The sequence below is a fragment of the Sphingomonas sp. CBMAI 2297 genome (genome assembly GCF_029870595.1).
Taxonomy (GTDB): Bacteria; Pseudomonadota; Alphaproteobacteria; order Sphingomonadales; family Sphingomonadaceae; genus Sphingomonas.
This window is the reverse complement of record NZ_JAPDIR010000001.1, coordinates 144920-167375: the sequence shown is the minus strand read 5'-3', so window position 1 is coordinate 167375 and position 22456 is coordinate 144920. Positions and strand designations below refer to the sequence as shown.

23 protein-coding genes are annotated in these 22456 nt (G+C 69.0%); 4 read left to right on the top strand and 19 right to left on the bottom strand.

What is annotated here, in order from left to right; genetic code table 11:
* Positions 1–48: 48 nt before the first annotated feature.
* Positions 49–1317 carry a hypothetical protein gene (locus OMP43_RS00875; protein ID WP_280277588.1) on the top strand — a complete coding sequence of 423 codons (1269 nt, stop codon included), beginning with the start codon at positions 49–51 and terminating at the stop codon, positions 1315–1317.
* Between the two features lie 75 nt (positions 1318–1392).
* Here the strand turns inward: OMP43_RS00875 and OMP43_RS00870 are convergent, their stop codons facing one another.
* The 11 genes from OMP43_RS00870 to OMP43_RS00820 form a co-directional block, all read right to left on the bottom strand.
* On the bottom strand, positions 1393–1800 hold the full coding sequence (locus OMP43_RS00870; RefSeq protein ID WP_280277587.1) for a hypothetical protein: 408 nt from the start codon (positions 1798–1800) through the stop codon (positions 1393–1395).
* A 51-nt stretch (positions 1801–1851) separates the two neighbouring features.
* A complete protein-coding gene (locus OMP43_RS00865; RefSeq protein WP_280277586.1) occupies positions 1852–2385 on the bottom strand; it encodes a demethoxyubiquinone hydroxylase family protein in 534 nt (177 codons plus the stop codon).
* Positions 2382–2867: a disulfide bond formation protein B gene (locus OMP43_RS00860; protein ID WP_280277584.1), complete on the bottom strand. Its 486-nt coding sequence runs from the start codon at positions 2865–2867 to the stop codon at positions 2382–2384. Before OMP43_RS00860 ends, OMP43_RS00865 begins: the two co-directional genes overlap by 4 nt.
* Positions 2868–2870: 3 nt before the next feature.
* Entirely contained in the window at positions 2871–4223 is a 1353-nt protein-coding gene (locus tag OMP43_RS00855; protein WP_280277583.1) for a S41 family peptidase, read from the bottom strand.
* Between the two features lie 66 nt (positions 4224–4289).
* Positions 4290–5462: a peptidoglycan DD-metalloendopeptidase family protein gene (locus OMP43_RS00850; protein WP_280277582.1), complete on the bottom strand. Its 1173-nt coding sequence runs from the start codon at positions 5460–5462 to the stop codon at positions 4290–4292.
* A gap of 4 nt (positions 5463–5466) precedes the next feature.
* The gene (locus OMP43_RS00845) at positions 5467–5889 is read right to left on the bottom strand and encodes a 23S rRNA (pseudouridine(1915)-N(3))-methyltransferase RlmH (RefSeq protein ID WP_280277580.1); all 423 of its coding nucleotides are present in this window, start codon (positions 5887–5889) and stop codon (positions 5467–5469) included.
* 27 nt (positions 5890–5916) lie between these two features.
* Entirely contained in the window at positions 5917–6225 is a 309-nt protein-coding gene (rsfS, locus tag OMP43_RS00840; RefSeq protein ID WP_137861951.1) for a ribosome silencing factor, read from the bottom strand.
* A gap of 80 nt (positions 6226–6305) precedes the next feature.
* A complete protein-coding gene (locus OMP43_RS00835) occupies positions 6306–6935 on the bottom strand; it encodes a nicotinate-nucleotide adenylyltransferase (protein ID WP_280277579.1) in 630 nt (209 codons plus the stop codon).
* The gene (locus OMP43_RS00830; protein WP_086127886.1) at positions 6932–7219 is read right to left on the bottom strand and encodes a type II toxin-antitoxin system RelE/ParE family toxin; all 288 of its coding nucleotides are present in this window, start codon (positions 7217–7219) and stop codon (positions 6932–6934) included. Before OMP43_RS00830 ends, OMP43_RS00835 begins: the two co-directional genes overlap by 4 nt.
* Positions 7207–7470, bottom strand: a complete 264-nt coding sequence (locus OMP43_RS00825) for a ribbon-helix-helix protein, CopG family (RefSeq protein WP_086127885.1) — start codon at positions 7468–7470, stop codon at positions 7207–7209. Before OMP43_RS00825 ends, OMP43_RS00830 begins: the two co-directional genes overlap by 13 nt.
* Positions 7471–7501: 31 nt before the next feature.
* Positions 7502–8755: a glutamate-5-semialdehyde dehydrogenase gene (locus OMP43_RS00820; RefSeq protein WP_280277578.1), complete on the bottom strand. Its 1254-nt coding sequence runs from the start codon at positions 8753–8755 to the stop codon at positions 7502–7504.
* A gap of 50 nt (positions 8756–8805) precedes the next feature.
* Between OMP43_RS00820 and OMP43_RS00815 the strand changes: the two genes are divergently transcribed.
* Positions 8806–9882 (top strand): DUF3667 domain-containing protein, encoded by a 1077-nt coding sequence (locus OMP43_RS00815; RefSeq protein ID WP_280277577.1) that lies wholly within the window; start codon positions 8806–8808, stop codon positions 9880–9882.
* A 305-nt stretch (positions 9883–10187) separates the two neighbouring features.
* Here OMP43_RS00815 and ftsH read toward each other — a convergent pair whose 3' ends face one another.
* The 5 genes from ftsH to ptsP all read right to left on the bottom strand — a co-directional run bounded on the left by ftsH (position 10188) and on the right by ptsP (position 17561).
* The gene (gene ftsH / locus OMP43_RS00810; protein ID WP_280277576.1) at positions 10188–12149 is read right to left on the bottom strand and encodes an ATP-dependent zinc metalloprotease FtsH; all 1962 of its coding nucleotides are present in this window, start codon (positions 12147–12149) and stop codon (positions 10188–10190) included.
* Between the two features lie 68 nt (positions 12150–12217).
* The gene (gene tilS / locus OMP43_RS00805; protein ID WP_280277575.1) at positions 12218–13219 is read right to left on the bottom strand and encodes a tRNA lysidine(34) synthetase TilS; all 1002 of its coding nucleotides are present in this window, start codon (positions 13217–13219) and stop codon (positions 12218–12220) included.
* A complete protein-coding gene (locus tag OMP43_RS00800; protein ID WP_280277574.1) occupies positions 13197–14162 on the bottom strand; it encodes a hypothetical protein in 966 nt (321 codons plus the stop codon). Before OMP43_RS00800 ends, tilS begins: the two co-directional genes overlap by 23 nt.
* Positions 14163–14239: 77 nt before the next feature.
* Entirely contained in the window at positions 14240–15172 is a 933-nt protein-coding gene (locus tag OMP43_RS00795; RefSeq protein WP_280277572.1) for a helix-turn-helix domain-containing protein, read from the bottom strand.
* Positions 15173–15281: 109 nt separating this feature from the next.
* Positions 15282–17561, bottom strand: coding sequence for a phosphoenolpyruvate--protein phosphotransferase (gene ptsP, locus OMP43_RS00790; RefSeq protein ID WP_280277571.1), 2280 nt, complete (start codon positions 17559–17561; stop codon positions 15282–15284).
* A gap of 178 nt (positions 17562–17739) precedes the next feature.
* Between ptsP and OMP43_RS00785 the strand changes: the two genes are divergently transcribed.
* Complete coding sequence (locus OMP43_RS00785; RefSeq protein WP_280277570.1) at positions 17740–18081, top strand: PadR family transcriptional regulator; 342 nt, start codon at positions 17740–17742, stop codon at positions 18079–18081.
* Complete coding sequence (locus OMP43_RS00780; RefSeq protein ID WP_280277569.1) at positions 18081–19040, top strand: hypothetical protein; 960 nt, start codon at positions 18081–18083, stop codon at positions 19038–19040. Before OMP43_RS00785 ends, OMP43_RS00780 begins: the two co-directional genes overlap by 1 nt.
* A gap of 124 nt (positions 19041–19164) precedes the next feature.
* Here OMP43_RS00780 and OMP43_RS00775 read toward each other — a convergent pair whose 3' ends face one another.
* The 3 genes from OMP43_RS00775 to OMP43_RS00765 all read right to left on the bottom strand — a co-directional run bounded on the left by OMP43_RS00775 (position 19165) and on the right by OMP43_RS00765 (position 22380).
* Entirely contained in the window at positions 19165–20151 is a 987-nt protein-coding gene (locus tag OMP43_RS00775; RefSeq protein WP_280277568.1) for a nitronate monooxygenase, read from the bottom strand.
* 77 nt (positions 20152–20228) lie between these two features.
* Positions 20229–20996: a hypothetical protein gene (locus tag OMP43_RS00770; protein WP_280277567.1), complete on the bottom strand. Its 768-nt coding sequence runs from the start codon at positions 20994–20996 to the stop codon at positions 20229–20231.
* A gap of 103 nt (positions 20997–21099) precedes the next feature.
* Complete coding sequence (locus tag OMP43_RS00765; RefSeq protein WP_280277566.1) at positions 21100–22380, bottom strand: aspartate kinase; 1281 nt, start codon at positions 22378–22380, stop codon at positions 21100–21102.
* Positions 22381–22456 lie beyond the last annotated feature (76 nt).

Here is a 22456-nt window from a genome sequence, read left to right as displayed (position 1 = left end):
TCGCTTCCTCCCCGAGCACATCTGGGGGCGGAAATTCTGGAGCGCGCGATGCGATTGAGGATCGACCGGCATTTCCGCGCATTGCTGGCCGTATTGGCGGTCACCTGCCTGCTCGGCTTCGGCTTCAAGCAGCATTGCATGCCGGGCGGCTGGACCGATTCCGAACAATATCTCACCGGCTGCTACAGCGACGCGGTACCCTTCTGGACGGCGCGCGCGGTGGACAAGGGCAGCATCCCCTATCTCCAGACCCCGATCGAATATCCGGTGCTGACCGGCGCGGCGATCTGGATCGAAGGCGCGGCGACGCATCTGATCTTCGGGCGCGAGGCCAATGACGCCAAGTTCCTGGGCGTGGTGACGGCAGTGAACATCGCCCTCGCCTTCCTGATCCTCTGGATGTTCCGGCGGGCCGGGATGGACCGGCGACGGCTCTGGTGGTGGGCCGCCGCGCCGCCGCTCATCCTCTATGTCGGGCATAACTGGGACATGATCGCCGTCACGCTGGCGGTGTGGGCGATGCTGCTGGCCCGCGAGGGCCGGCTGATCCGCGCGGGGGCCGCGGCCGGGCTGGGCGTGGCCGCCAAGCTGTTTCCGATCGTGATGCTGCCCCTGTTCGCCCTCTCGGCGTTTCTCGGGCAGGGCCGCGGCTGGTGGCAGCGGGTGGTGCGCGCCGGCTGGGTGAAGCTCGCCGCGATCGGAGCCTGGCTGGCGGTGAACCTGCCGGTCGCCTTGCTCGCGCCGGCGAACTGGAGCGAATTCTACCGCTTCTCGCAGGCGCGCGGCGGCACGGTTGCCGGGACCTGGGACGTGCTCGGCAATCTCGGCATCCTGCAGCTCGGCACGCCGGGCAAGAACCTCCTGGCCGCCCTTGCCTTCGCGATCGGCGGGGCCGCCATCATCGGCCTGGGCTGGCGGCGCCACCATGCGCGGCTCTGGCTGCTGTCGACGCCGCTGCTCGCCTGGTTCATGCTCACCAACAAGGTCTATTCGCCCCAGTTCGACCTGTGGCTGTGGCCGATGCTGGTGATGACCGCGCCGCGGCTATGGCCGGTGGCGCTGTTCGCGGCGACCGGGATCTTCGCCTATTTCGCCGAGTTCTGGTTCCTGGCCGGCATGGACGGCGCCTGGCCGGCGGCGAACACGCTGGACGTTGCCGGCGCCGCGGCGGCGCGCGCGCTGGTGATGCTGTGGCTCATCGCCGATTGCGTGCGCCGCGCGCCGCCCGAATGGGTGACACTCCCGCCGGCGCGCCAGGCAGAAGCCGCTCTCCCCGGGCGAGCGCACCGGAAAGGCGCGCGCCGCCAGGAGCGGTGATGTGGGAGGGGGCCCTCCGGTTGGCGCGGCTCCCCTCCCAGGCTCTCGTGGCGCGGGCGCGGGAGCGGAATCAGCTCAAGGCAGCGGCAGATTCTCTTCGGCCTTCTTGCGCGCCCGAACCTCGGCGCGGGCAATGGTCGCCTTCCGCACGAAGCAGCCGGTGCCGCCGCCGGCCCCGGTGGTCGAGCAGCTGCCGGTGCCGAAATCGCCCGAGGTGAGCGCGTCCTGCGAACGCACCGCCCAGCTCTCGGTCTTCTGCGGCGGGCCGGCCTGTTCGCGCAGGTTCGACGGGATGCGATAGCGCTCGCGCTCGTCGAGGCGCTTGCAGACCACGATCTCCTCGCCGTTCGAGTTGGTCGGGCACTTGTCCTTGCCATAGATCACCAGCACGCCGTTCTGCGCCGCGTTCTGGGCATGCGCGGCAACGGGCGCCAGCATCGGAAGGGCGGCGAGCGCGCCTGCGATCATGATCCGGTTCAACATCGGCTTACTCCTGCTGTGCCGTGCCTGGTCCAAAACGGCTGAATGGGGCCTTTATATCCGTTTCGATATCGCAATGGCAGCGCGGCAGCCGGCACGGATCAGCCCGGACAGCAGCGGATAGGCCGGGGCATGCTCCGCGCCGTGCGCGAGCGCGGTATCGCGATGCTCGAGTTCCTCGTCGCGGAACTGCGCCACGGCTTGGGCGAGCTCGGGATCGCTATCGCCGATCTCCTCGAGCTGCTGCTGGTAATGGAGGTCGATCTCGGTCTCGATCGCGGCGGTGCAAGCCATCGCCGCTTCGGGGCCCATCGCCGCAGTGGCGGCGCCCAGGGCGAAGCCGGCGACGTTCCAGAAGGGCTGGAGCGCGGTCGGGCGCACGCCGCGGCGCGCGATCATCGCGTCGAAAAAGGCGCGGTGACGTTCCTCCTGGCTCGCCATGCCGGCGATCATCCGCGCCATCGGCGTGCGATCGCCCATCACCGCGAGCTGGCCGGCATAGATGCGCGTCGCGCCATATTCGCCCGCCTGGTCGACGCGGACCATCGAGGCCAGCCCCTCGCGCCGATCGCCGGGCTTCCAGCTCATGCGCGGGCGCCCTTGCGAGCGGCAAGCAGGAAGATGGCCGCGGCACCGCCGAGCGAGAGGATCGCGTTGAAGCCGGCCAGGCTGATCCCGAACAACGTCCATTGCGGCACGTCGCAGCGGATCAGCGGCCGGCGCAGCGCATCGTTCAGCATGTCCATCGGATTGTCGCCATGCACCTGGGCGGTGCAGGCGGTAATGCCCTCCCACCATTTATACTCGACGCCGGCATGGAAGACGCCGATGCCGCCGCTCACCGCGATCAGGGTGGCGGCGAGCAGGACGATCGTCATCTGCAGCGGCCGGCCGCGCACGAAAAAGGCCGGGAGCGCGACCAGGATCGCGGCATAATGCGGCCAGCGCTGCCACCAGCACATCTCGCACGGCACCAGGCCGAACAGCTCGGAGAGATGCGCGCCGCCCACCAGCGCGAGGGGAAGGAGGAGCGCGATCCAGCGCGCGATGCGGAGGCCGTCGTTACGCATGGCTTACTTGCTCCGTGTCGCGGCGACCTGGGTCTTGGGTTCGAGGCGGGAAATGGTCTGCAGCGCATAATGCAGCTGGAAGTCGTCGATGCCCTCCTTCTTCAGCTGCTCCGCCGTCTTGGCGAAGCGCGGATCGGCGCGCTGATCGTCCTCGAGCACCGAATCGTCGACCTTGTCGTTGTTGATCAGGTGCGCGCGCAGATCCGCCTCGCGGATCGAGGGGCGGGTCTTGTAGTCGGGATCGGTGAGCTGGGGCACGAGCAGGTCGGGCTTGATGCCGCCTTCCTGCACCGAGCGGCCCGATGGCGTATAATAGCGCGCCGTGGTGAGGCGCAGCGCGGCGCGCGGGCCCATCGGCAGGATCGACTGGACCGAGCCCTTGCCGAAGCTGCGCACGCCCATGACGAGCGCGCGGTGATGGTCCTGCAGCGCGCCGGCGACGATCTCCGAGGCCGAGGCGGTGCCCGCGTCGATCAGCACGACCACCGGCAGCCCCTGGGCAAGGTCGCCCGGGACCGCGACGATGCCCGGCTCGCTCACATCGGCATACCAGCGCTCGATATCGGCCTTCTCGCGGCCACGCTGCGAGACGATCTCGCCATGCGTCAGGAATATGTCGGACACTTCGATCGCCTGGCTGAGCAGGCCGCCGCCATTCTGGCGCAGGTCGACGATATAGCCCAGCGGCTTGTGGCCCAGCTTCTTGTCGATCTCCTGGATCGCCTTGATCGTGTCCGCCCCGGTCTGGGCCGTGAAGGTGTTGATGTTGAGGATGCCGACGCCGTCCTTGACGTCCCACTTCACCGGCCGCTGCACGATGATCTCGCGCTTCATGGTGAAGGTGAGCGGCTTGTCCGCGCCCGGGCGGATCACGGTGAGCGTGACGCTGGTGCCCGGCTTGCCGCGCATCTGCTGGATCGCATCGTCCAGGCTGCCGCCGACGATGAACTTGCCGTCGATATGCGTGATGAAATCGCCCGATTTCATGCCCGCGCGCGCGGCCGGCGTGTCCTCGGTCGGCGCCACCACCTTCACCGCCCCGTCCTCCTGGGTCACGGTGAGACCGAGGCCGCCATAATTGCCGTCGGTCTGGATCTTCAGATTGTCGAAATCGAGCCCGTCGGCATAGCTGCTGTGCGGATCGAGCGCCGCCAGCATGCCCTGGATCGCGCCCTTCATCAGCGTCTTGTCGTCCACCTTGTCGACATAGTTCGCCTTCACCTGGCTGTAGACTTCCATGAAGGTGTCGAGCTCCTTGAAGCTCGAAGTGTCCACGCCGGCCATGGCGCCCGAGGCAATGGGAACGAGCGCCAGCGCGCCGACCGCGGCGGTGACCTGAAGGAACGAACGAAGCATAGTTACTTTCCGGAAACGCGTTCGAGGATCAATCTAGGACGGGATCGCGGCAAATGCACGGCACAATCAGCCGAGCAGGCGCGCAAGGTCCATGGGCTCGCCGCGCCGGCGCAGCTCCACCGTGACGCGCGGCGCCTCGCCGCCAGGGGCCCGGCCGATGCGCGCGCCCTGCATCACATGCTCGCCGACGCGGACGCTGGTGCCGCCCAGCCCGGTGACCGAGCTGGTCCAACCATTGCCATGGTCGATGATCACCACGCCGCCATAGTCGCGGAACGGGCCGGCGAAGAGGATGCGCCCGGCCGCGGGAGCCACGGCATCGCTGCCGGCCGCGCAGGCGAGCGTTACGCCGCGGGCGCGCACCCCGGTGGCGGAAAGCTCGCCCATGCCGGTGACGACCGCGCCGGCGACGGGCAGGACATAGGGGGGGCCGGCCCTGCGCGACGGCGCCGCGACGGCGCTGCCGGGGCGTGGCAGCGGGCCGGGAAGCGCGGCGAGATCGGCCTGGATCCCGGCGGCCTGGCCCGCCGTCTCCATCTGGTCGACGATCTCGCGGGCGCGCTCGCCCAGCGCAATGGCGCGGTCCGATTCGACCAGCGCGCTCGAGGCGAGCCGGGCGGAACGGGCGCGGTGATCGGCCTCGAGCCGGACCAGGGCGACCCGCTCGTCCTCGATCCGCCGGCGCGCCGCGCGGAAGCTCTCGACCGCGGCGAGCGCATCGGCCCGCAGCGCGCGGATATGGCCGAGCTCCGCGCGTACGTCGCGCGTGCGGGCCTCGACCACGGGCATCACCGTGCCGAGCACGGCGCGGACATGGACCATGTCGCCGGTCGATCCGGGCTGGACCAGGCCGAGCACCGCCGGGCGGCGGGCCATCGACTGGAGCGCGGCGATCAGGCGGAGGATCGGGCCCTGGCGCTCGGCGACGCGGGTGCGCTGCGCGGCGAGCTGGCGGTCGACGATGCCGATGCGCGCCCGGGCGGCGGCGATGTCGGCCTCGGCGGCCTTGATTCGCTCGGCGGCGGCGGCTTCCTGCGCCCGCGCCCGCGCGGCCTGGTCGCGCTCCGACGCCGCCTGGCGCTCGAGCTGCGCGCTGCGCGCCTGCGCCGCACGGCTCTGGGCAGTGGCCTCGCGCAGGCGGCCCTGCTGCTCGCCGAGGCTCGGCGCCTGCGCCGCGGCGAAGCTGCCGGTGGCGAGGATCGCCAGCAGGCTGGCGCCGAGGATCAGCGGGCGGAGCACCGGCTCAGCCTTCGCGATGATAGGGGTGGTTGGCAAGGATGGAAGTGGCGCGCCACAGCTGCTCGGCGAGCATCGCACGCGCCAGCATGTGCGGCCAGGTGGCACGGCCGAAGCTGAGCAGCAGATCGGCCTGGGCGCGATCGGCATCCTCGAACCCGTCCGCCGCGCCGATCAGGAAGCGCGCCTCGCGCACCCCGTCGTCGCGCCAGGCGCCCAGCCGCTCGGCAAGCACCCGCGAGGGCAGGTTCTCGCCGGTCTCGTCGAGCATCACGATCCGGGTGCTGCCCGAAAGCTCGGGAACCTTGCCGCCCGTATCGGGCAGCTCGGTCACCTTGCTCGGCCATTGGATGCGCCGGAGATAGCGATCGACCAGCTCCGCCTCCGGGCTGCGGCCGATCTTCCCGCGCGCGACGATATGGAGCTGCATCGCCCGTGCCGCCCCCTTTCTAGCGAATCACGCCTGGCCGGCTTCGCCGAACGACCACATCCGCTCGAGATTGTAGAAGCTGCGCACCTCGGGGCGGAACAGGTGGACGATCACGTCGCCCGCGTCGATCAGCACCCAGTCGGCGGTGGGCAGGCCCTCCACGCGCGGGGTGCGGCCGAACTCGGCCTTGATCTTGTCGGCGAGCTTCACCGCCATCGACGCGACCTGGCGTGTCGAACGGCCGGATGCCACGACCATATAATCGGCGATGCTGCTCTTGCCGGCGAGCGGGATCGAGACTGTCTCGACCGCCTGATCGTCGTCGAGCGACGCCATCACGAGCTGATGCAGCGCCTCGGTGCCACCAGCGGCATCGGGCGAACGCAGAACATTGGGCGATGTGGCCAAGGGGCCTCCTAGGGTTGCAACTTGTCTGTGCGCGCTTGTTGTGGAGACGACGCGGAAAAACGCCGGTGCCAGGCGGGATCGGCGGCCCGAAGGCTCGTCGCCGAAGTCGGATCGGGGCGGAAGCGCAACAGCACGAGGGCCGGCAATCTCCAACGCGTCCAGTTCTTCGCCTGGCCTGCGGGCCACACAGCGCGCCGCAGCCAACCCATTGCAGGACTTGCATGGGCATCGCGATCATACCCCGGACGCGCGATCACCGCAATCGGAACCTGCTCGGCAATGTCGCGCCAGCGCTCCCATTTGTGGAACTGGGCGAGATTGTCCGCGCCCATCAGCCAGATGAAGCGATGCTGCGGGAACAGCCGGGGCAGCTTGCGGACGGTGTCGGCGGTGTAGCGCGTCTTGATCCGCTTCTCGATGTCCGACACGCGGATCGGCGCATGCCGCGCCATGCGCCGGGCCGAGGCCATGCGCGCCTTGAACGGCGCCATGCCGGCCTTGTCCTTCAGCGGATTGCCCGGCGAGACGAGCCACCACACCTCGTCCAGCCCCAGCGCCCGGATCGCGTGGAGCGAGAGCTTGCGATGGCCGAGATGCGCCGGGTTGAACGAGCCGCCGAGCAGGCCGATGCGCTTCATGGCTCGACCAGCCAGTCTTCGCGCTCATGATGCACGCGCAGAACCTGCACTGCCGCTTCCGTCGCGCGGTACAGGATCACGTGCGGCGTATCGAGGACGCGCAGAACCCGCAGACCATTCTTCAACGGGCGTCCCGACCGGGGAAAATTCGCGAGAAATGCGGCGCGACGATAGATCGCCGTCAGCGTCGCGACGGCGGAACCAGGCGTGGCATTCTCATCGAGCCAGGCTTCAATCCTGCGAATGTCATCCCGTGCAGGTACCGTCCAGATCAGGGCCGGCATCGAGCCCGGTGCTTTTCGATCATCTGCTCGAGTTCCGCCATGACTTCGGCATGCGGCACGACTTCATCGCGCTCGGCGGCATCGATCCCCACCTGCACAAAGGCCATGAAGTCGGCTTCGCTCTCCGCAACGCGCCGGATCGCCTCGGCAGCGAAATCGGCACGGGTTCGACCCTGCGCGGCCGCAACCTTGTCGACAAGGTCCAGCGTCTCGTGATCGAGACGCGCGGTAACGACGGCGGATTTGCTCATGTCACTATTGTATACATTCGTATTCAAGAGTTCAAGGCCGCGCCTGGCCCGTGCCGCGCACCACCCATTTATAGGTCGTCAGCCCTTCGAGCGCTACCGGTCCGCGGGCGTGGAGACGGCCGGTGGAGATGCCGATCTCGGCACCCAGCCCGAACTCGCCGCCATCGGCGAACTGGGTGGAGGCGTTCCACATCACGATCGCGCTGTCGACCTGCGCCAGGAAGCGCTCGGCAATGGCCGCGTCGGCGGTGACGATCGCATCGGTGTGGTGCGAGCCGTGCGCGGCGATGTGCGCCATCGCCGCGTCCACGCCGTCGACCAGCTTCACCGACAGGATCGAATCGAGATATTCGGTGTCCCAATCCTCGGCATCGGCGGCGACCGCGCGCGGCTCGAGCGCCCGGATCTCGGCATCGCCGCGCAGCTCGCAGCCGGCATCGGCCAGTGCGGCCAGCACCGGCCGCGGATCGGCGAAACCGCGGTCGATCAGCAGCGTCTCGGTCGCGCCGCAGATGCCGGTGCGGCGCATCTTGGCGTTGCGCGCGAGATCGCGCGCCATCGCGGGATCGGCGGCACCGTCGATATAGGTGTGATTGAGCCCGTCGAGATGAGCCAGCACGGGGACGCGCGCCTCCGCCTGGACCCGGGCGACCAGGCTCTTGCCGCCGCGCGGCACGATCATGTCGATCGCTCCCTCGGCGGTGAGCATCGCGCCGACCGCGGCGCGATCGGTGACGGGAACGAGCTGCACCGCATCCTCGGGCATGCCCCCCTCCGCCAGGCCGCGGGCGAGCGCGGCATGGACGGCGCGGTTCGAGCGGATCGCCTCCGAGCCGCCACGCAGGATCGCGGCATTGCCCGCCATGGCGCAGAGCGCGCCGGCATCGGCGGTGACGTTGGGCCGGCTCTCATAGATGATGCCGATCACGCCGATCGGCACGCGGACGCGCGTGAGCACCAGGCCGTTGGGCCGCTCGACCCGGTCGATCACGTCGCCGACCGGATCGGCGAGCCCGGCCACGGCCTCGACGCCGGCGGCCATGGCTTCGATCCGCCCGGCATCGAGCTTCAGGCGATCGAGCAGCGCGCCCGACAGGCCATTGGCTTCGGCGGCGGCCATGTCCTCGGCATTCGCGGCCTGGATCGCCTGCATGTCGGCGCGGATCGCGGCGGCGGCGGCGCGCAGCGCGGCGGCCTTGGCCGGGGTCGGCATGGCGGCGAGCTGCACTGCGGCGCGGCGGGCGCGTTGGGCCATCTGGGCGATCTGGGCTGCGGTGTCGGTCATGCTGCGCTTGCGCCTAGCACGTGCAAGATCAAGCTGATAGGTCGGGCGCCATGTCGGGGGGAATCGAAGCAGCCGGGGAACTGGCGACGGGGGCATTGCTCGGCCGTGCGGTGGAGCCGCAGGCGGGCGAAGGGCATGGCGCAGGTCATGATGCGGCACATGGGCTGTGCCTCAATTGCGGAACGGCGCTGATCGGATCGCATTGCCACGGCTGCGGCCAGGCGGGGCATATCCATCGCTCGCTTTCGGCGATCGGGCACGACATCCTGCACGGCGTCTTCCATTTCGAAGGCAAGCTGTGGCGCACCCTGCCGATGCTCGCCTGGCGGCCGGGCGAGCTGACGCGGCGCTACATCGCCGGCGAGCGCGCCCGCTTCGTCTCGCCCATGGCGATCTTCCTCTTCTCGGTCTTCGCGATGTTCGCGGTCTTCTCCTGGGTGGGAATCTCGGCGCCGACCGAGCTCAATGCCGGCAACATGAAGCCCTTCGTCGCGATCGACTATGCGCGCAAGGATGCGCAGGCGAAGCTCGACAAGGCGCAACGAAAGCTCGCCGCGGCCAGCGACGAGGAGGAGAAGGCCGAGTATCGCGAGCGCATCGCCGATGCGCAGCAAAGCCTGGCCGGGCTCGACAAGGCAGCCAGGTCGCTAGGCGGCGGCAATGTCGACATGGCCATGGCGGAGGCCCATACCGGCTGGCACGCACTCGATCACGGCATCGAGAAGTGGCAGAAGAACCCGGCGCTGATGATGTACAAACTCCAGTCGGCCAGCTACAAATTCTCCTGGCTGCTGATCCCGCTCTCGGTGCCGTTCCTATGGGCGCTGTTCTTCTGGAAGCGCCAGTACAAGCTCTACGACCATGCGGTGTTCGTCACCTATTCGATCACCTTCATGTCGCTCTTCTATATCGTGGTGGCGATCGTCGCCGCGATCGGGCTGGGCGGCGGCTGGCTGGCCGTGGCGGCGCTGGCGATACCGTTCGTCCATGTGACCCGGCAGCTGCAACAGGCCTATCAGCTGAACTGGTTCTCCGCGATCATGCGCGCCTGGGTGCTGACCTTCTTCATCAGCTGGATCCTGACGATCTTCGTGCTGATCCTGGTGGCGCTGGGGCTGTTCGGATAGGCGGAGCGGGCGGCCTGGGGTCCCGCCTCAGTCAACGGACACCGTCATCCCGTGCAGGCGGGGAGGACGAAAGAAATCAAAGCCTTCCAGCTTTTGCTCCCAGGCCGTACCGAGGTTCAGGCCGGACGAGCGCGTAGCGACCTTTCTCCGGTCACTCCGGCCTCGTGCCCGGGTCCACCAGGCGGGTTGCGAAATCGCCGGGCCGGAATCCCGGGCGGGATTACGATCCAGGAAGATGGCGGCGAAGAAAAAGGGCCTCCCCGGACGACCGGGAAGGCCCTTTCCTTTGGAACTGGAGCCCCGCCTCAGGCGCCCTGCGGTGCCGGCTGGCCGAACGGGCCCTTGGGCTTGCGAATCTTGGGAATCGAAGTCCCCGCTACCGCCGCCGGCCGCGCGGCGGCGCCCGGATCCTCACGGCCCAGATCCTCGCCCGCGATCAATCGCTTGATCTCTTCGCCGGTCAGCGTCTCATATTCGAGCAGCGCCTGGGCGATGGTGTGAAGCTGATCGATATGATCGGTGAGGAGCTGGCGGGCGCGGGCAAGGCCGCGCTCGACGAACGCCTTCACTTCGCTGTCGATCAGTCGCGCCGTCTCGTCCGACATCGGCTTGGCGCGGGAGATCGCATAGCCGTAGGATTCGTCGCTCTCCGAGAAGTCGAGCGGGCCGACATTGTCCGACAGGCCCCATTTGGTGACCATCGCGCGGGCAAGCCGCGTCGCCTGCATGATATCGTTCGAGGCGCCCGACGAGACCTTGTCATAGCCGAAGATCAGCTCCTCGGCGATGCGGCCGCCAAATGCCACGGCGATATCCGCGTGCATCTTGTCACGGTGATAGCTGTAGCTGTCCCGCTCCGGCAGCGGCTGGACCATGCCCAGCGCGAAGCCGCGCGGGATGATCGTTGCCTTGTGGATCGGGTCGGCCGTCGGCTCGTGCGCGAAGACCAGGGCATGGCCGGCCTCGTGATAGGCGGTCATCCGCTTCTCGTCGTCGGTCATCACCATCGAGCGGCGCTCGGCGCCCATCAGCACCTTGTCGCGCGCGTCGTCGAACTCCTGCGCCGCCACCAGCCGCTTGCCGCGGCGAGCAGCGAGCAGCGCAGCCTCGTTGACCAGATTGGCAAGATCGGCACCCGAAAAGCCCGGCGTGCCGCGCGCGATGACGCGCGGCTCGACGTCCGGCGCCAGCGGCACCTTCTTCATATGGACCTGGAGGATCTTCACCCGGCCTTCGATATCGGGACGCGGCACCTGGACCTGGCGGTCGAAGCGGCCCGGGCGCAGCAGCGCGGGATCGAGCACATCGGGGCGGTTGGTCGCCGCGATGATGATGATGCCCTCATTGGCCTCGAAGCCGTCCATCTCGACGAGCAGCTGGTTGAGCGTCTGCTCGCGCTCGTCATTCTGGTTGCCGAGGCCGGCGCCGCGCGAACGGCCGACGGCGTCGATCTCGTCGATGAAGACGATGCAGGGGGCCGACTTCTTGGCCTGCTCGAACATGTCCCTGACACGGGACGCGCCGACGCCGACGAACATCTCGACGAAGTCCGAGCCCGAAATGGTAAAGAAGGGCACGCCCGCCTCACCCGCGATGGCGCGGGCGAGCAGCGTCTTGCCGGTGCCGGGCGAGCCGACCAGCAGCGCGCCCTTGGGAATCTTGCCGCCCAGGCGGGCGAACTTGGTCGGGTCCTTGAGGAACTCGACGATCTCCTGCAGCTCCTCGCGCGCCTCGTCGATGCCGGCCACGTCGTCGAAAGTGACCTTGCCTTCCTTCTGGGTGAGCAGGCGCGCGCGCGACTTGCCGAAGCCCATCGCGCCCGAGCCCGAGCCCTTCTGCATCTGGCGGATCACGAAAAAGGCGATGCCGAGCATCAGCAGGAACGGCAGCGACTGGTAGAGGAGGTAGATCCAGATGTTCGGCCCCTCCTCGGCGCGGGCCGAGACCTTCACGTTCTTCGCGAGGAGCGTCCCGATCATCGCGGGATCCTCGGGCGCGTTCGTGCGGAACTTGCCGCCGTTCGACAGCTCGCCGCTGACCACGCCGGTGGCGCGCGAGATGTTCACCGACTTCACTTCGCCGTTGTTCACCTTGGCCATGAAATCGGAATAGGCCACGGCATCGCCGGGCGCGGGGGCATTGTTCTTGTCGAAGATCGTCACGAACAGGGCGAGCGCCGCCAGGATGCCCACCCATATCAACAGGCTCTTCATCCAGGGGTTGCCGCCCCCATTGTCGGGGCCCTGCTGCTTGTCGTTGTCGCTCATGCGGATTCGGTACCTTTCCGCTGCCCAAGATAGGCACGGCCAAGTTAATGGCAATGGAACAGCGTCGATCAGTGTGATCGACGCGGTGGCGCCAGCGCGAAATGCCAGATAGCAGCCCCGGCCCGGGCGATCACTTCCGCAATCGTACCGGTGCCTCCCGCATCCAGCGCGGCGAGCAGGGGCTCGAGCCCGGTCTCCCGCCACTCGGGGCCCAGGCCGTGCGCGGCGCGGACGGTCGCCACCGCGCGCTCGGCGAAACGGCGGCGGATCTCCCGGGGCAGACCGGCGGGATCGAGCGCGACCGCGCCGCCGTCGACCACCGCCCGCGCCTGCCATTCGCGATCGGCGAGCCAGGCCAGCGCGTCCTCGGCATCGCGCAGATTGCGCGCCGCGGCGGCAAGGCGATCGGCGGGCAGCTCCCCCATTTGCGCCAGCAAGGCGCGGATGCGGGCGCGGTCGAAGCGCGGATCGGCGTTGGAGGGGTCGCGCACCGGCGCGATTCCCGCGTCCACGACCACTGACTCAAGTTCCGCCCGGGTCCAGTGGAGCAGCGGCCGGATCAGCATGACCCGGCCAAGCGGCCGGGCCGCCGCCATCGCGGCAAGCCCGCCCACCCCGGCGCCGCGCCGGGCCCGCATCAGGAAGGTCTCGGCGACATCGTCCTGCTGGTGCGCGGTCGCGAGCCACGCGGCCCGGCCCGCCGCCCAATCGGCGAGCAGCTTGTAGCGCAGCGCCCGCGCGCCCTGCTGCAGGTTGCCGGCGGCCGGCACGGTTCCGCCGAGCGTCTCGTGCGGCAGGCCGAGCCGATTGCACAGCTGCCGGACGAACCCGGCTTCCTCCGCCGCTTCGGGGCGCAGGCCGTGATCGACGGTCGCCGCGATCACCGCGCCGGGAAAGGCCGCATGGGCGAGAAGGAGCAGTCCCAGGCTGTCCGGGCCGCCCGAGACGGCCAGGGCCAGCGCGCGCCCCGCATCCGGAGCGCCGCCGGTCAGCGCCTCGCAATCGCGGCGGAAACGCTCGACCTTCTCCCGGTCGGGCGTCGGCCGGTCACTTGCACTTCTGGCTTGCACGGCCCTCCGCCACGCCGGTCTTCATCTCGATCGAGAGCTTGTCGCCGTAAAGCTGGTCGAGCTCGGTATAGACCTTGCAGACCTCGGCGGCGGGCTTCTTCAGCTTGATGAGCGCCTGGGCCAGATAATAGAGGCTGTCGGGCGCGCGCTCGCCCTTGGGATTCTTCTTGTAATTCTCGTAAAAGGCCACCGCCGCCAGGCTGGGCGCGCCGCTGTCGAGATAGGCGCGGCCGAGCAGGTTCTGCGCATAGCTGGCGCGGCGATGCGTCGGATATTTGGTCGCCACCGCTTCGAGCTCGCGGCGGGCCTCGGGATAGAGCTTGGCCTGCCACAGGCGGAAGCCATAGGCATAGCCGTCCTCGGCGGGATCGCCCGTATTGGGCTTCTCGATCGCCGCGACCTGCTGGGCGCGCGTGCCGCCGGGCTTGGGCGCGGCCGGCGTGGTGCCCGCGGCCGGAGGCGGCGTGGTCGGGCGCGTGCCGCCCGCCGGCGGGCGGATCGTGGCGCCGGCGGTATCGGCCGGCACCGTCGTGTCCTCGCCGCCCAGCGCCGCATTGGCGGTCGCGCGGTCCTCGATCCCCTTGATGCGCGCATCATTGCCGCGCTTGTAGGCGGCGAAGGCGTCCTCGAGCTGGCGCAGGCGGTACTGGCCCTGCTCGACCTGGCCGGTGAGCGTGCGCAGCTGCTCCTCGATCGCGGTGACGCGCTGGGTCAGGTCGATCAGCGGTGTGCCCGACGGCGTGCCAGGCACGCTCGTGCTGGTCTCGGGCGTGATCTGCGGTTCCACCGTCTGGCCGGCGCCGCCCGGGAACACCTTGCGCTGCACGGCGCGCATCTCGCGCTCGAGCCGGTCGACGCGGCCGGACAGCGCCGAATCCTGGGCCTGGGCGGTGCCGGCGCCGAAGACGACGGCCATTGCGGTGGCGGCAAGAAGAAAACGCATCGATCACACCCCCCGGTGCAGGTCAGACATGGAGAATTGGTCCGCTATAGCCGGGAGGCCGCCCGCCTCGCCAGTCCTTACGGCGCGCTGTTGCCAGTGCTCGTCGCAGCCGGCTCGGCAGGCGTCGGCGCCGGAGTCGCCGTCGAGAGGCGCGCGGCCGGACGCTCGCGGCGCGCAGCCGGCGTCGCGGTGGTCGTCGCGGCGGCAGCCGGCGTCGGCGAAACGCCCGGCTGGCCGCGGGCGCGCAGCGCATCGGCGCTCACCTCGACATCCACCGTCGTGCCGGCGCGGCCGAGCGGATCGACGTTCGAGCCGTTGAGCGTCACCTGGATCTTCTCGGGCCCGCCGGTGCGGATGCGCGGATGATCGGCATCGGCCGGCACATCGTAACGCTCGCCGGGCGCGAGCTCCTTCTCGACGAGCTTGGCGCCCTTGGCGTCGGTGACGCGAATCCAGACAGTGTCGAGCGCGATCAGCGAGACCTGGCCGCCGCTGGCCGCCACCGGCGCGGTTGCATTGGCGATGCTGGCATTGTCGGCCAGGTTCGCCTGCGGCTCCTCGGTCGCCAGCGTCTCGGGCGCCGGAGCACTGCCGCGGAACAGGCCGGTGCCGTAATAGAGCACTCCGCCGACCACGAGCAGCAGCGCCAGGACGACCCCGAAGATGACGATCCCGCGCGGCGGCACGCGCGCCGGATCGCTCGTCTCATAGGCGGGAACGGGCGCCGCGCGCTCGGGATTGCGGTGCAGCTCGGTGCGCAGCTCGCGCGCGATCATCACTTCGTCGGCACCGACCGCGCGGGCATAGGCCTTGGCGAATCCCAGCGCATAGGTGATCGACGGAAGCCCGGCATAATTGCCCTTCTCGATCGCCTCGAGATGGCGCTGCGGAATGCGGGTACGCGCGGCGATCTCGGGAAGATCGAGGCCCTGCGCCTCGCGCGCGGCACGCAGCTTCTCGCCCACGCTGGCGGGAAACAGGGTCGGGTCTTCGGCGGCTTCGCCTTCCATCCATACTCTCCGGGCGGAAGGGTTGCGCCCGTTGCTCCCGCCGACGGCTGAAGCTGTCGTTCACCAAGCCGCGCCTGTCAACGCCGGCCAAGGTGATTTTGCCCGCAGTTCAGGCCAGTTCGACGGAATGTTCGCTCGCCCATGCCTCCAGCTGGTCGCGCAGCGAGCTGCCCGGATCGGCCAGCATCCGGGCCATCGCCGTCATCAGCGCGGCCCGATCGATCGAACGGACCATCGCCTTGATCGGCCCCACTGCGGCGGGGGTGATCGACAGGCGATCGATGCCGAGCCCGACCAGCGCCAGCGCCTCCAGGGGCCGCCCGCCCATCTCGCCGCAGACGCCCACCGGCACGCCGCCCGCCCGGCACTGGTCCGCCACGCGCTTGAGGAATCGCAGGATCGACGGGCTCAGCCAGTCATAGCGCAACGCCAGCTTGGGATGCGCGCGATCGGCGGCGAAGAGGAACTGGGTGAGGTCGTTGGTGCCGATCGACAGGAAATCGAGCCGCGGCAGCAGCAGGTCGAGCACCTCCGCCAGCGCCGGCACCTCGAGCATCGCGCCATAGCGGATCTCGGTCGGCATCTTGCGCCCGCGCGCGGCCAGCCAGGTGCGCTGCGCCTCGAACAGCTCGCGCGCCGCGTCGAACTCCCATGGCTCCGAGACCATCGGGAACATGATGTTGAGCGTGCGGCCGGCACCGGCCTCGATCAGCGCGCGCGCCTGCGCCTTCATCAACCCGTCGCGATCGAGCGCGAGACGCAGCGCCCGCCAGCCCATCGCGGGATTCTCTTCCTCGCCATCCTCGTCATGGTTGAGATAGGGCAACGCCTTGTCGCCGCCGATATCGACGGTGCGGAAGGTAACGGGGCGGTCCCCCGCCGCGTCGAGCACATCCTTGTAGAGGCGGCGCTGCATCTCGCGCTGGGGCAGCGTGGCCGAGACGAGGAACTGGAACTCGGTGCGGAACAGGCCGATGCCGTCGGCGCCGGTAAGATCCAGCGCGGCCATGTCGTCGCGCAGGCCGGCATTGACCATCACCGTCACGCGGTGGCCGTCGGTCGTCACCGGCGCGACGCCGCGCATCTGCGCGAACGCGGCGCGGCGCTTCTGGCTCAGCTCGAGCTTGGCCTCGAACGCTTCCTGCATCGCCTGGGTGGGGCGGACGAACAGGCTCTCCTCGCTCGTGTCGAGCAGCAGCATGTCGCCCTCGGCGATCATCTGGCGGATGTTGCGGACCCGCCCCAGCACCGGCACGCCCATGGCGCGCGCGACGATGGTGACGTGCGCGGTGAGCGAGCCTTCCTCCAGCACCACGCCCTTCAGGCGCCGGCGATCATATTCGAGCAGCTCCGCCGGGCCGAGATTGCGCGCGATCAGGATCGAATCCTGCCGCAGCCCCATCTGCGCCGCGGTGCCGAGCTGGCCCGAGACGATGCGGAGCAGCCGGTTGGAGAGATCCTCCAGATCGTGCATCCGGTCGCGCAGTAGCGGATCGTCGATCTCGCGCATGCGCTGGCGGGTGCGCTGCTGGACGCGCTCGATCGCCGCCTCGGCGGTGAGGCCCGAATCGATCGCCTCGTTGATCCGGCGCGACCAGCCCTCGTCATAGGCGAACATCTTGTAGGTCGCGAGGATCTCGTCCTGCTCGCCGCCGCCGCCGAACTCCGCCTGGCTGGCCATGCGGTCGATCTGCTCGCGCATCTTGTCGAACGCGGCATAGACGCGGTGGCGCTCCGCCTCAGTATCCTCGGCGACGGTGTGCTCGATCACGATGCGCGGCTGGTGGAACACCGCCACGCCGGCGGCCATGCCGTCGACCAGCTTGAAGCCATGGCCGAGCTCGGGCGCGGTCGACTGGAGCCGGGTGGAACCGCCGCCGCTCGCCGGGTCGATCAGATCGGCATTGGCGATCAGCTCGGACAGCACCATCGCCACGGTCTGCAGCGCCTCGATCTCCTCGCTCTCGTAGCGGCGCGATTCGGCATGCTGCACGGCGAGCACCCCCACGGCCCGCTCGCGCCGGATGATCGGCACGCCGGCAAAGCTGTGGAACGCCTCTTCGCCCGTTTCGGGGCGATAGGCGAAGGCGGGGTGCAGCTCGGCTTCGTCGAGGTTCAGCGTCTCGACATTCTGGGCGATCGTGCCGACCAGGCCCTCGCCCAGCGCGAGCTTGGTGACGTGCACCGCCTCCTGCGCGAGGCCGCGCGTCGCGAACAGCTCGAGCAGCCCCTCGCGCAGCAGATAGATCGAGCAGACCTCGCTCGACAGCGCCTCGCCGATGATGTTGACCACCGAATTGAGCTTCGACTGCGCCGGGTTGCGCGACGCCATCACGTCGTGGAGGCGCGTCAGTATCTCACGGGCCGAGGCGGCTGCGGAAACGGGCATGGATGCGCGCTAACAGATTGTGATCGCGCGCGCCATGCGCAGGCGAAACAAGTGTGCGCCGCCACCGGCGGCCCGCCGCGAATCGCGAACGCCGGCGAAACGATCCCGGGGGGAGCTTGCGGCCCCATATACTGTATGCTACACAGTGTGTGTCATACACGATATGAGGCACAGGACGATGCCGGTCGAGGAAGACCTGTTCGAGAAACTGCGCGTCGAGCTGCGGCGCGGATCGCTGGTGCTGGCGGTGCTCGGCGCGCTGCGCGAGGAACGCTATGGCTACACGCTGCGCACCAGCCTGGAGGAAGCGGGGCTGCCGATCGACGAAGGCGCGCTCTATCCGCTGCTCCGCCGGCTGGAGGCACAGGGGCTGCTCACCAGCGAATGGCGCGAGGAAGCGAGGCGCAACAAGCGCTTCTACCGCCTCACGCCCGACGGCCTGCACGTGCTCGGCCAGCTTCTCGCCGAATGGAACGCGATCTCGGAATCGATCCTGCGCCTGACCGAGGGAGAAAAGTGATGGACCTCATCGAACGCTATCTCGGCGCGGTGCGCTGGAACCTGCCCTCGGCCAAGGCCGGCGACATCATCGCCGAACTGGCCGACCTGATCGCCGCCCGCATCGAGGATCGTGAGGAAGCGCTCGGCCGCCCGCTCGACAAGGGCGAGGTGAGCCAGATCCTCAGGGAATTCGGCCACCCGCTCACCGTCGCCGGCCGCTATCACGACCGGCAGGTGCTGATCGGCGCGGAGCTCTTCCCCTTCTACTGGTTCGCGCTGCGGATCATGCTGGCGCTCTTCGCGGTGATCGAGGCGGTGAAGACCGCCGGGCGGATCGCGGTGAGCGGCGAGCCCTTCTTCCAGGCGCTGTCCCAGGGGCTCGGCGACGCCGCGAACACGCTGCTGACCATCGGCGCGCTGATCACCCTGGCCTTCGCGGCCATCGAGCAGGCCGGCTGGCTCGACACCTATCTCGCCCGCTGGAAGCCCGAGGAACTGCCCGACCTCGGCAAGCTCCGCCTCGACCTGCCGCCGCGCAAGCGCTGGGAGCCGGTGTTCGAGATCGCCTTCGGCATCGGCTTTCTTGCCTGGTGGGCGGGCGCCTTCACCATCCCCTTCTTCCCGCACGACGACGGGATGGCGATTACCGCCGCGCCGATCTGGGCAACGCTCTACTGGCCGGTGGTGGCCCTGGTCTGGGCGCGGATCCTGCTGAGCCTGGTCCGATTCCTGCGGCCGGCCTGGAAGCCGCTGCGCGCGCTCCTGATCCTCGCCAGCACCGCCGGCACGCTCGCCATCGCCGCGGTGTTGCATGCAGCGGAGCGGATCGTGATCGTTGCCGGCGCCGATGCGGCCAAGGTCGCGAAGATCCAGCAGAGCCTCGACAAGAGCCTCGAGATCGCAGTGATCGTGGTCGCGGCGATCTCCGCCTGGCAATGCGTGAAGGAGCTGTACCAGCTCTACAAGGAGCCTCGCTAGCTTTTGGGGACTCAGCGGTTCCTTCTTCGTCACCCCGGCACAGGGCCGGGGTGACGGTTGAAGCAACATGGGTCCTCGGCCTGGCACCAGCGCCGGGTGTTCCCCGCCCGGCGCTCGGCAAGCCTCAGGCCGCGCGCTTCTCCAGCGCATGGGCGGCTTCGACCATCAGCGTCGCGATGATGTCCGCCACCGGCTCTTCCTTCGTCACCATGCCGACCGACTGGCCGGCCATCACGCTGCCATGCTCGACATCGCCGTCGATCACCGCGCGGCGCAGCGCCCCGGCCCAGTAATGCTCGATCTGGAGCTGCGCCTCGGCCATTGCCACCTTGCCCTCGTCGAGCAGCTGGGCGACTTCGCGCTGCTTGGCGGTGAACAGCTCGCCGCCGGCATTCTTGAGCGCGCGCACCGGGATCACCGGCAGGCGCGGATCGATCTGCACGCTGGCGGTGGCGTCGCGCGCCGAGGCGCGGATGAAGGCCTTCTTGAAGTTCGCATGCGCGATGCTTTCGGTCGCGCAGACGAAGCGGGTGCCGAGCTGGACGCCGGCCGCGCCCATGTCGAGATAGCCCGCGATCGCCTCGCCCCGGCCGATGCCGCCGGCGACGAACACGGGCACCGCCTCCGCCACTTCGGGCAGGATCTCCTGCGCGAGCACGCTGGTCGAGACCGGGCCGATATGGCCGCCGGCCTCCATGCCCTCCACCACCAGCGCGTCGACGCCCGAGCGGATCAGCTTCTTGGCGAGGCTGAGCGCCGGGGCGAAGCAGATCAGCTTCGCGCCATTGGCCTTGATCGCGTCGAGCGAGCCCGCCGGCGGCAGCCCGCCAGCCAGGACGACATGACCGACGCCATGCCGGTTGCAGACCTCGATCAGGTCGAACAGCTGCGGGTGCATGGTGATCAGGTTGACGCCGAAGGGCTTCGCGGTGAGCGCCTTGGTGCCGGCGATCTCCGCGTCGAGCAGCTCGGGCGTCATCGCGCCGCAGGCGATCAGGCCGAAGCCGCCGGCATTCGACATTGCGGCGACGAGGTTGCGCTCGCTCACCCATGACATCGCGCCGCACATGATCGCGACCTCGCTGCCCAGAAAGTCGCGTCCCCGCGCCATCCGGCGCTCCAGTCTCTCTTGTCCGATCGTCATGGCAGGGGCCTAGCCGCGCCCGGCGGCTCCCCGCAAGCCCGGTGTCATTTCTCGGTAGTCGTATATTCGCCGGTGACGGTCACCCAAACGCCGATCTGCTCCTTGCCGCCCAGGCGCGGCGGCCGCATCAGGAATTGCCAGGATGCCTGCTGCGCCGCGTAACCGAAGCCCGATCCGCGAGGCGACTCACCAAGGATCTGGCAATCGACAAGCCGGTTTCGTGGCGCCGTGCGGCACGCGATCGTGCCAGTACCGTTCTTGGCCCGGCGCGGCCGATAGGGCTCGATTTCGGCATTGGTAGGCTTTCGGACCCATCCGCCTGGCGCATAGAGCGGCTCGCCATTGGGGGCCGTGCCGACTATCGGACTATCGTCCGCCCGCGCACCGCCGCTATCGGCGACCTCGCTGTCCTGGCTGCGCGTCGGCCCGCGCGACGGCATCCTGGCGATATCGCCCTGCTGATAATCGTTGCGGCTGAGCTTGAGGAAGGTCGGCGGCCCCACCGGCACCGGGGTCTCGACCGGCACGGGCACCGGCGGCGGCGGCTGGGTCTGCGCCTCGGCACGCTGCGCCTTCGCGGCCTTTTTCTGCTGCTGCTTCTCGGCCGGCTTCTTGTCGGGACTGTCCTCGCCCTTCGACGCCTCGACCCCGAATACGGTGGTGCGCCCGCTCTCCTTGCGGCCCGGCACCGGCGGCACGAAGAAGAGCAGGAGCAGCACCAGCAGCAGCTCGATGGCGAGCGCCAGCAGCAATGCGGCGCCCCGCCTGCGGAGCAGTCCCGAATCGGCGAAGAGACGGGAAGGCCACCGCATCACGGCTTCGCCCCAACCATTGCGCCGCGGCGGCACCACGACCGAAACATGGCAGCATCGCGCCCCATGTTACGACATGTTGCCGCCGTGGCGGAAAAGCGGATCAGGCCGCTTCGTCGGTCGCGTCGAGGCCATAGGCGGTGTGGAGGATGCGCACCGCCAGCTCGGTCTCGTCCTCGTTGATCAGGACGCTGACCTTGATTTCCGAAGTGGTGATCGCCTGGATGTTGATCCCGCGCTCGCCGAGCGTCTTGAACATCGTCGCCGCCACGCCCGCATGGCTGCGCATGCCCACGCCCACCACCGAGATCTTGGCGACGCGCGTGTCCTGCAGCAGGTCGGCGAAGCCGATCGAGCCCTTGGCCTGGTTGAGCGCTTCGATCGAGCGCGCCAGATCGGCCGCCGGCACGGTGAAGGTCACGTCGGTCGCGCTCGCCGAACCCGTGCTCTGGTGCGCGATGTTCTGGATGATCATGTCGACGTTGATGTTGGCCTCGGCCAGCGGATTGAAGATCGTCGCCACCGCGCCGGGCTTGTCGGGCACCGCGGTGAGCGTGATCTTCGCTTCGTTCTTGTCGTGCGCGATGCCGGTGATGAGCTGGCTTTCCACGTCCTGAATCTCCTCTTCGCCCACGATCATCGTTCCGGGCAGCGTGTCCGCCATCGGGGCATCGTCGCCGGTGAACGACGACAGCACCTGGACGCGGACCTGTTCCTTCATCGCCAGGCCCACCGAGCGCGTCTGGAGCACCTTGGCCCCGACGCTGGCGAGCTCCAGCATCTCTTCGTACGTCACCTTCCTGAGCTTGCGGGCCCGGGGGACGATGCGCGGATCGGTGGTGTAGACACCGTCGACATCGGTATAGATGTCGCAGCGATCGGCCTTGACCGCCGCCGCCACCGCCACCGCCGAGGTGTCCGATCCGCCGCGGCCGAGCGTGGTGACGCGGTTGCTGCCGTCATTGGCGATGCCCTGGAAGCCGGGGATCACCGCGACCTCGCCGCGCGACCAGCCCGCTTCGAGCCCGGCGGAATCGATCGACCGGATGCGCGCCTTGGCATGGGCGGCGTCGGTGTGGATCGCCACCTGCGAGCCGAGCCAGGAACGCGCGGGCACGCCGATCGCCTGGAGCGCGACCGCGAGCAGGCCCGACGTGATCTGCTCGCCGCTCGATACGACCACGTCATATTCGCGCGGATCGTAGAGCGAGCTTGCCTCGCGGCAGAAATTGACCAGCCGGTCGGTCTCGCCGGCCATGGCCGAGACGACCACCGCGACCTGGTTGCCGGCTTCCCATTCGCGTTTTACCCGCGCAGCGACGCTCCGGATGCGCTCGATGCCAGCCATCGAGGTGCCGCCGAACTTCATCACGATACGCGCCATGGAAAGGAGCCTGTCTGCTTTGCGGGCCTTGAGGTCCCCGCCTGCGCGGGGATGACGATAATGGGGCGCCCTGATA

What these genes read in the sequence shown, in the direction of transcription:
- OMP43_RS00875 (WP_280277588.1), top strand. Translation starts at nt 49, where the DNA reads ATGCGATTGAGGATCGACCGGCATTTCCGCGCATTGCTGGCCGTATTG.
- OMP43_RS00870 (WP_280277587.1), bottom strand. Translation starts at nt 1,800, where the DNA reads ATGTTGAACCGGATCATGATCGCAGGCGCGCTCGCCGCCCTTCCGATG.
- OMP43_RS00865 (WP_280277586.1), bottom strand. Translation starts at nt 2,385, where the DNA reads ATGAGCTGGAAGCCCGGCGATCGGCGCGAGGGGCTGGCCTCGATGGTC.
- OMP43_RS00860 (WP_280277584.1), bottom strand. Translation starts at nt 2,867, where the DNA reads ATGCGTAACGACGGCCTCCGCATCGCGCGCTGGATCGCGCTCCTCCTT.
- OMP43_RS00855 (WP_280277583.1), bottom strand. Translation starts at nt 4,223, where the DNA reads ATGCTTCGTTCGTTCCTTCAGGTCACCGCCGCGGTCGGCGCGCTGGCG.
- OMP43_RS00845 (WP_280277580.1), bottom strand. Translation starts at nt 5,889, where the DNA reads ATGCAGCTCCATATCGTCGCGCGCGGGAAGATCGGCCGCAGCCCGGAG.
- rsfS (WP_137861951.1), bottom strand. Translation starts at nt 6,225, where the DNA reads ATGGCGTCGCTCGACGACGATCAGGCGGTCGAGACAGTCTCGATCCCG.
- OMP43_RS00835 (WP_280277579.1), bottom strand. Translation starts at nt 6,935, where the DNA reads ATGAAGCGCATCGGCCTGCTCGGCGGCTCGTTCAACCCGGCGCATCTC.
- OMP43_RS00830 (WP_086127886.1), bottom strand. Translation starts at nt 7,219, where the DNA reads ATGCCGGCCCTGATCTGGACGGTACCTGCACGGGATGACATTCGCAGG.
- OMP43_RS00825 (WP_086127885.1), bottom strand. Translation starts at nt 7,470, where the DNA reads ATGAGCAAATCCGCCGTCGTTACCGCGCGTCTCGATCACGAGACGCTG.
- OMP43_RS00820 (WP_280277578.1), bottom strand. Translation starts at nt 8,755, where the DNA reads ATGACCGACACCGCAGCCCAGATCGCCCAGATGGCCCAACGCGCCCGC.
- OMP43_RS00815 (WP_280277577.1), top strand. Translation starts at nt 8,806, where the DNA reads ATGTCGGGGGGAATCGAAGCAGCCGGGGAACTGGCGACGGGGGCATTG.
- ftsH (WP_280277576.1), bottom strand. Translation starts at nt 12,149, where the DNA reads ATGAGCGACAACGACAAGCAGCAGGGCCCCGACAATGGGGGCGGCAAC.
- OMP43_RS00800 (WP_280277574.1), bottom strand. Translation starts at nt 14,162, where the DNA reads ATGCGTTTTCTTCTTGCCGCCACCGCAATGGCCGTCGTCTTCGGCGCC.
- OMP43_RS00795 (WP_280277572.1), bottom strand. Translation starts at nt 15,172, where the DNA reads ATGGAAGGCGAAGCCGCCGAAGACCCGACCCTGTTTCCCGCCAGCGTG.
- ptsP (WP_280277571.1), bottom strand. Translation starts at nt 17,561, where the DNA reads ATGCCCGTTTCCGCAGCCGCCTCGGCCCGTGAGATACTGACGCGCCTC.
- OMP43_RS00785 (WP_280277570.1), top strand. Translation starts at nt 17,740, where the DNA reads ATGCCGGTCGAGGAAGACCTGTTCGAGAAACTGCGCGTCGAGCTGCGG.
- OMP43_RS00780 (WP_280277569.1), top strand. Translation starts at nt 18,081, where the DNA reads ATGGACCTCATCGAACGCTATCTCGGCGCGGTGCGCTGGAACCTGCCC.
- OMP43_RS00775 (WP_280277568.1), bottom strand. Translation starts at nt 20,151, where the DNA reads ATGGCGCGGGGACGCGACTTTCTGGGCAGCGAGGTCGCGATCATGTGC.
- OMP43_RS00770 (WP_280277567.1), bottom strand. Translation starts at nt 20,996, where the DNA reads ATGCGGTGGCCTTCCCGTCTCTTCGCCGATTCGGGACTGCTCCGCAGG.
- OMP43_RS00765 (WP_280277566.1), bottom strand. Translation starts at nt 22,380, where the DNA reads ATGGCGCGTATCGTGATGAAGTTCGGCGGCACCTCGATGGCTGGCATC.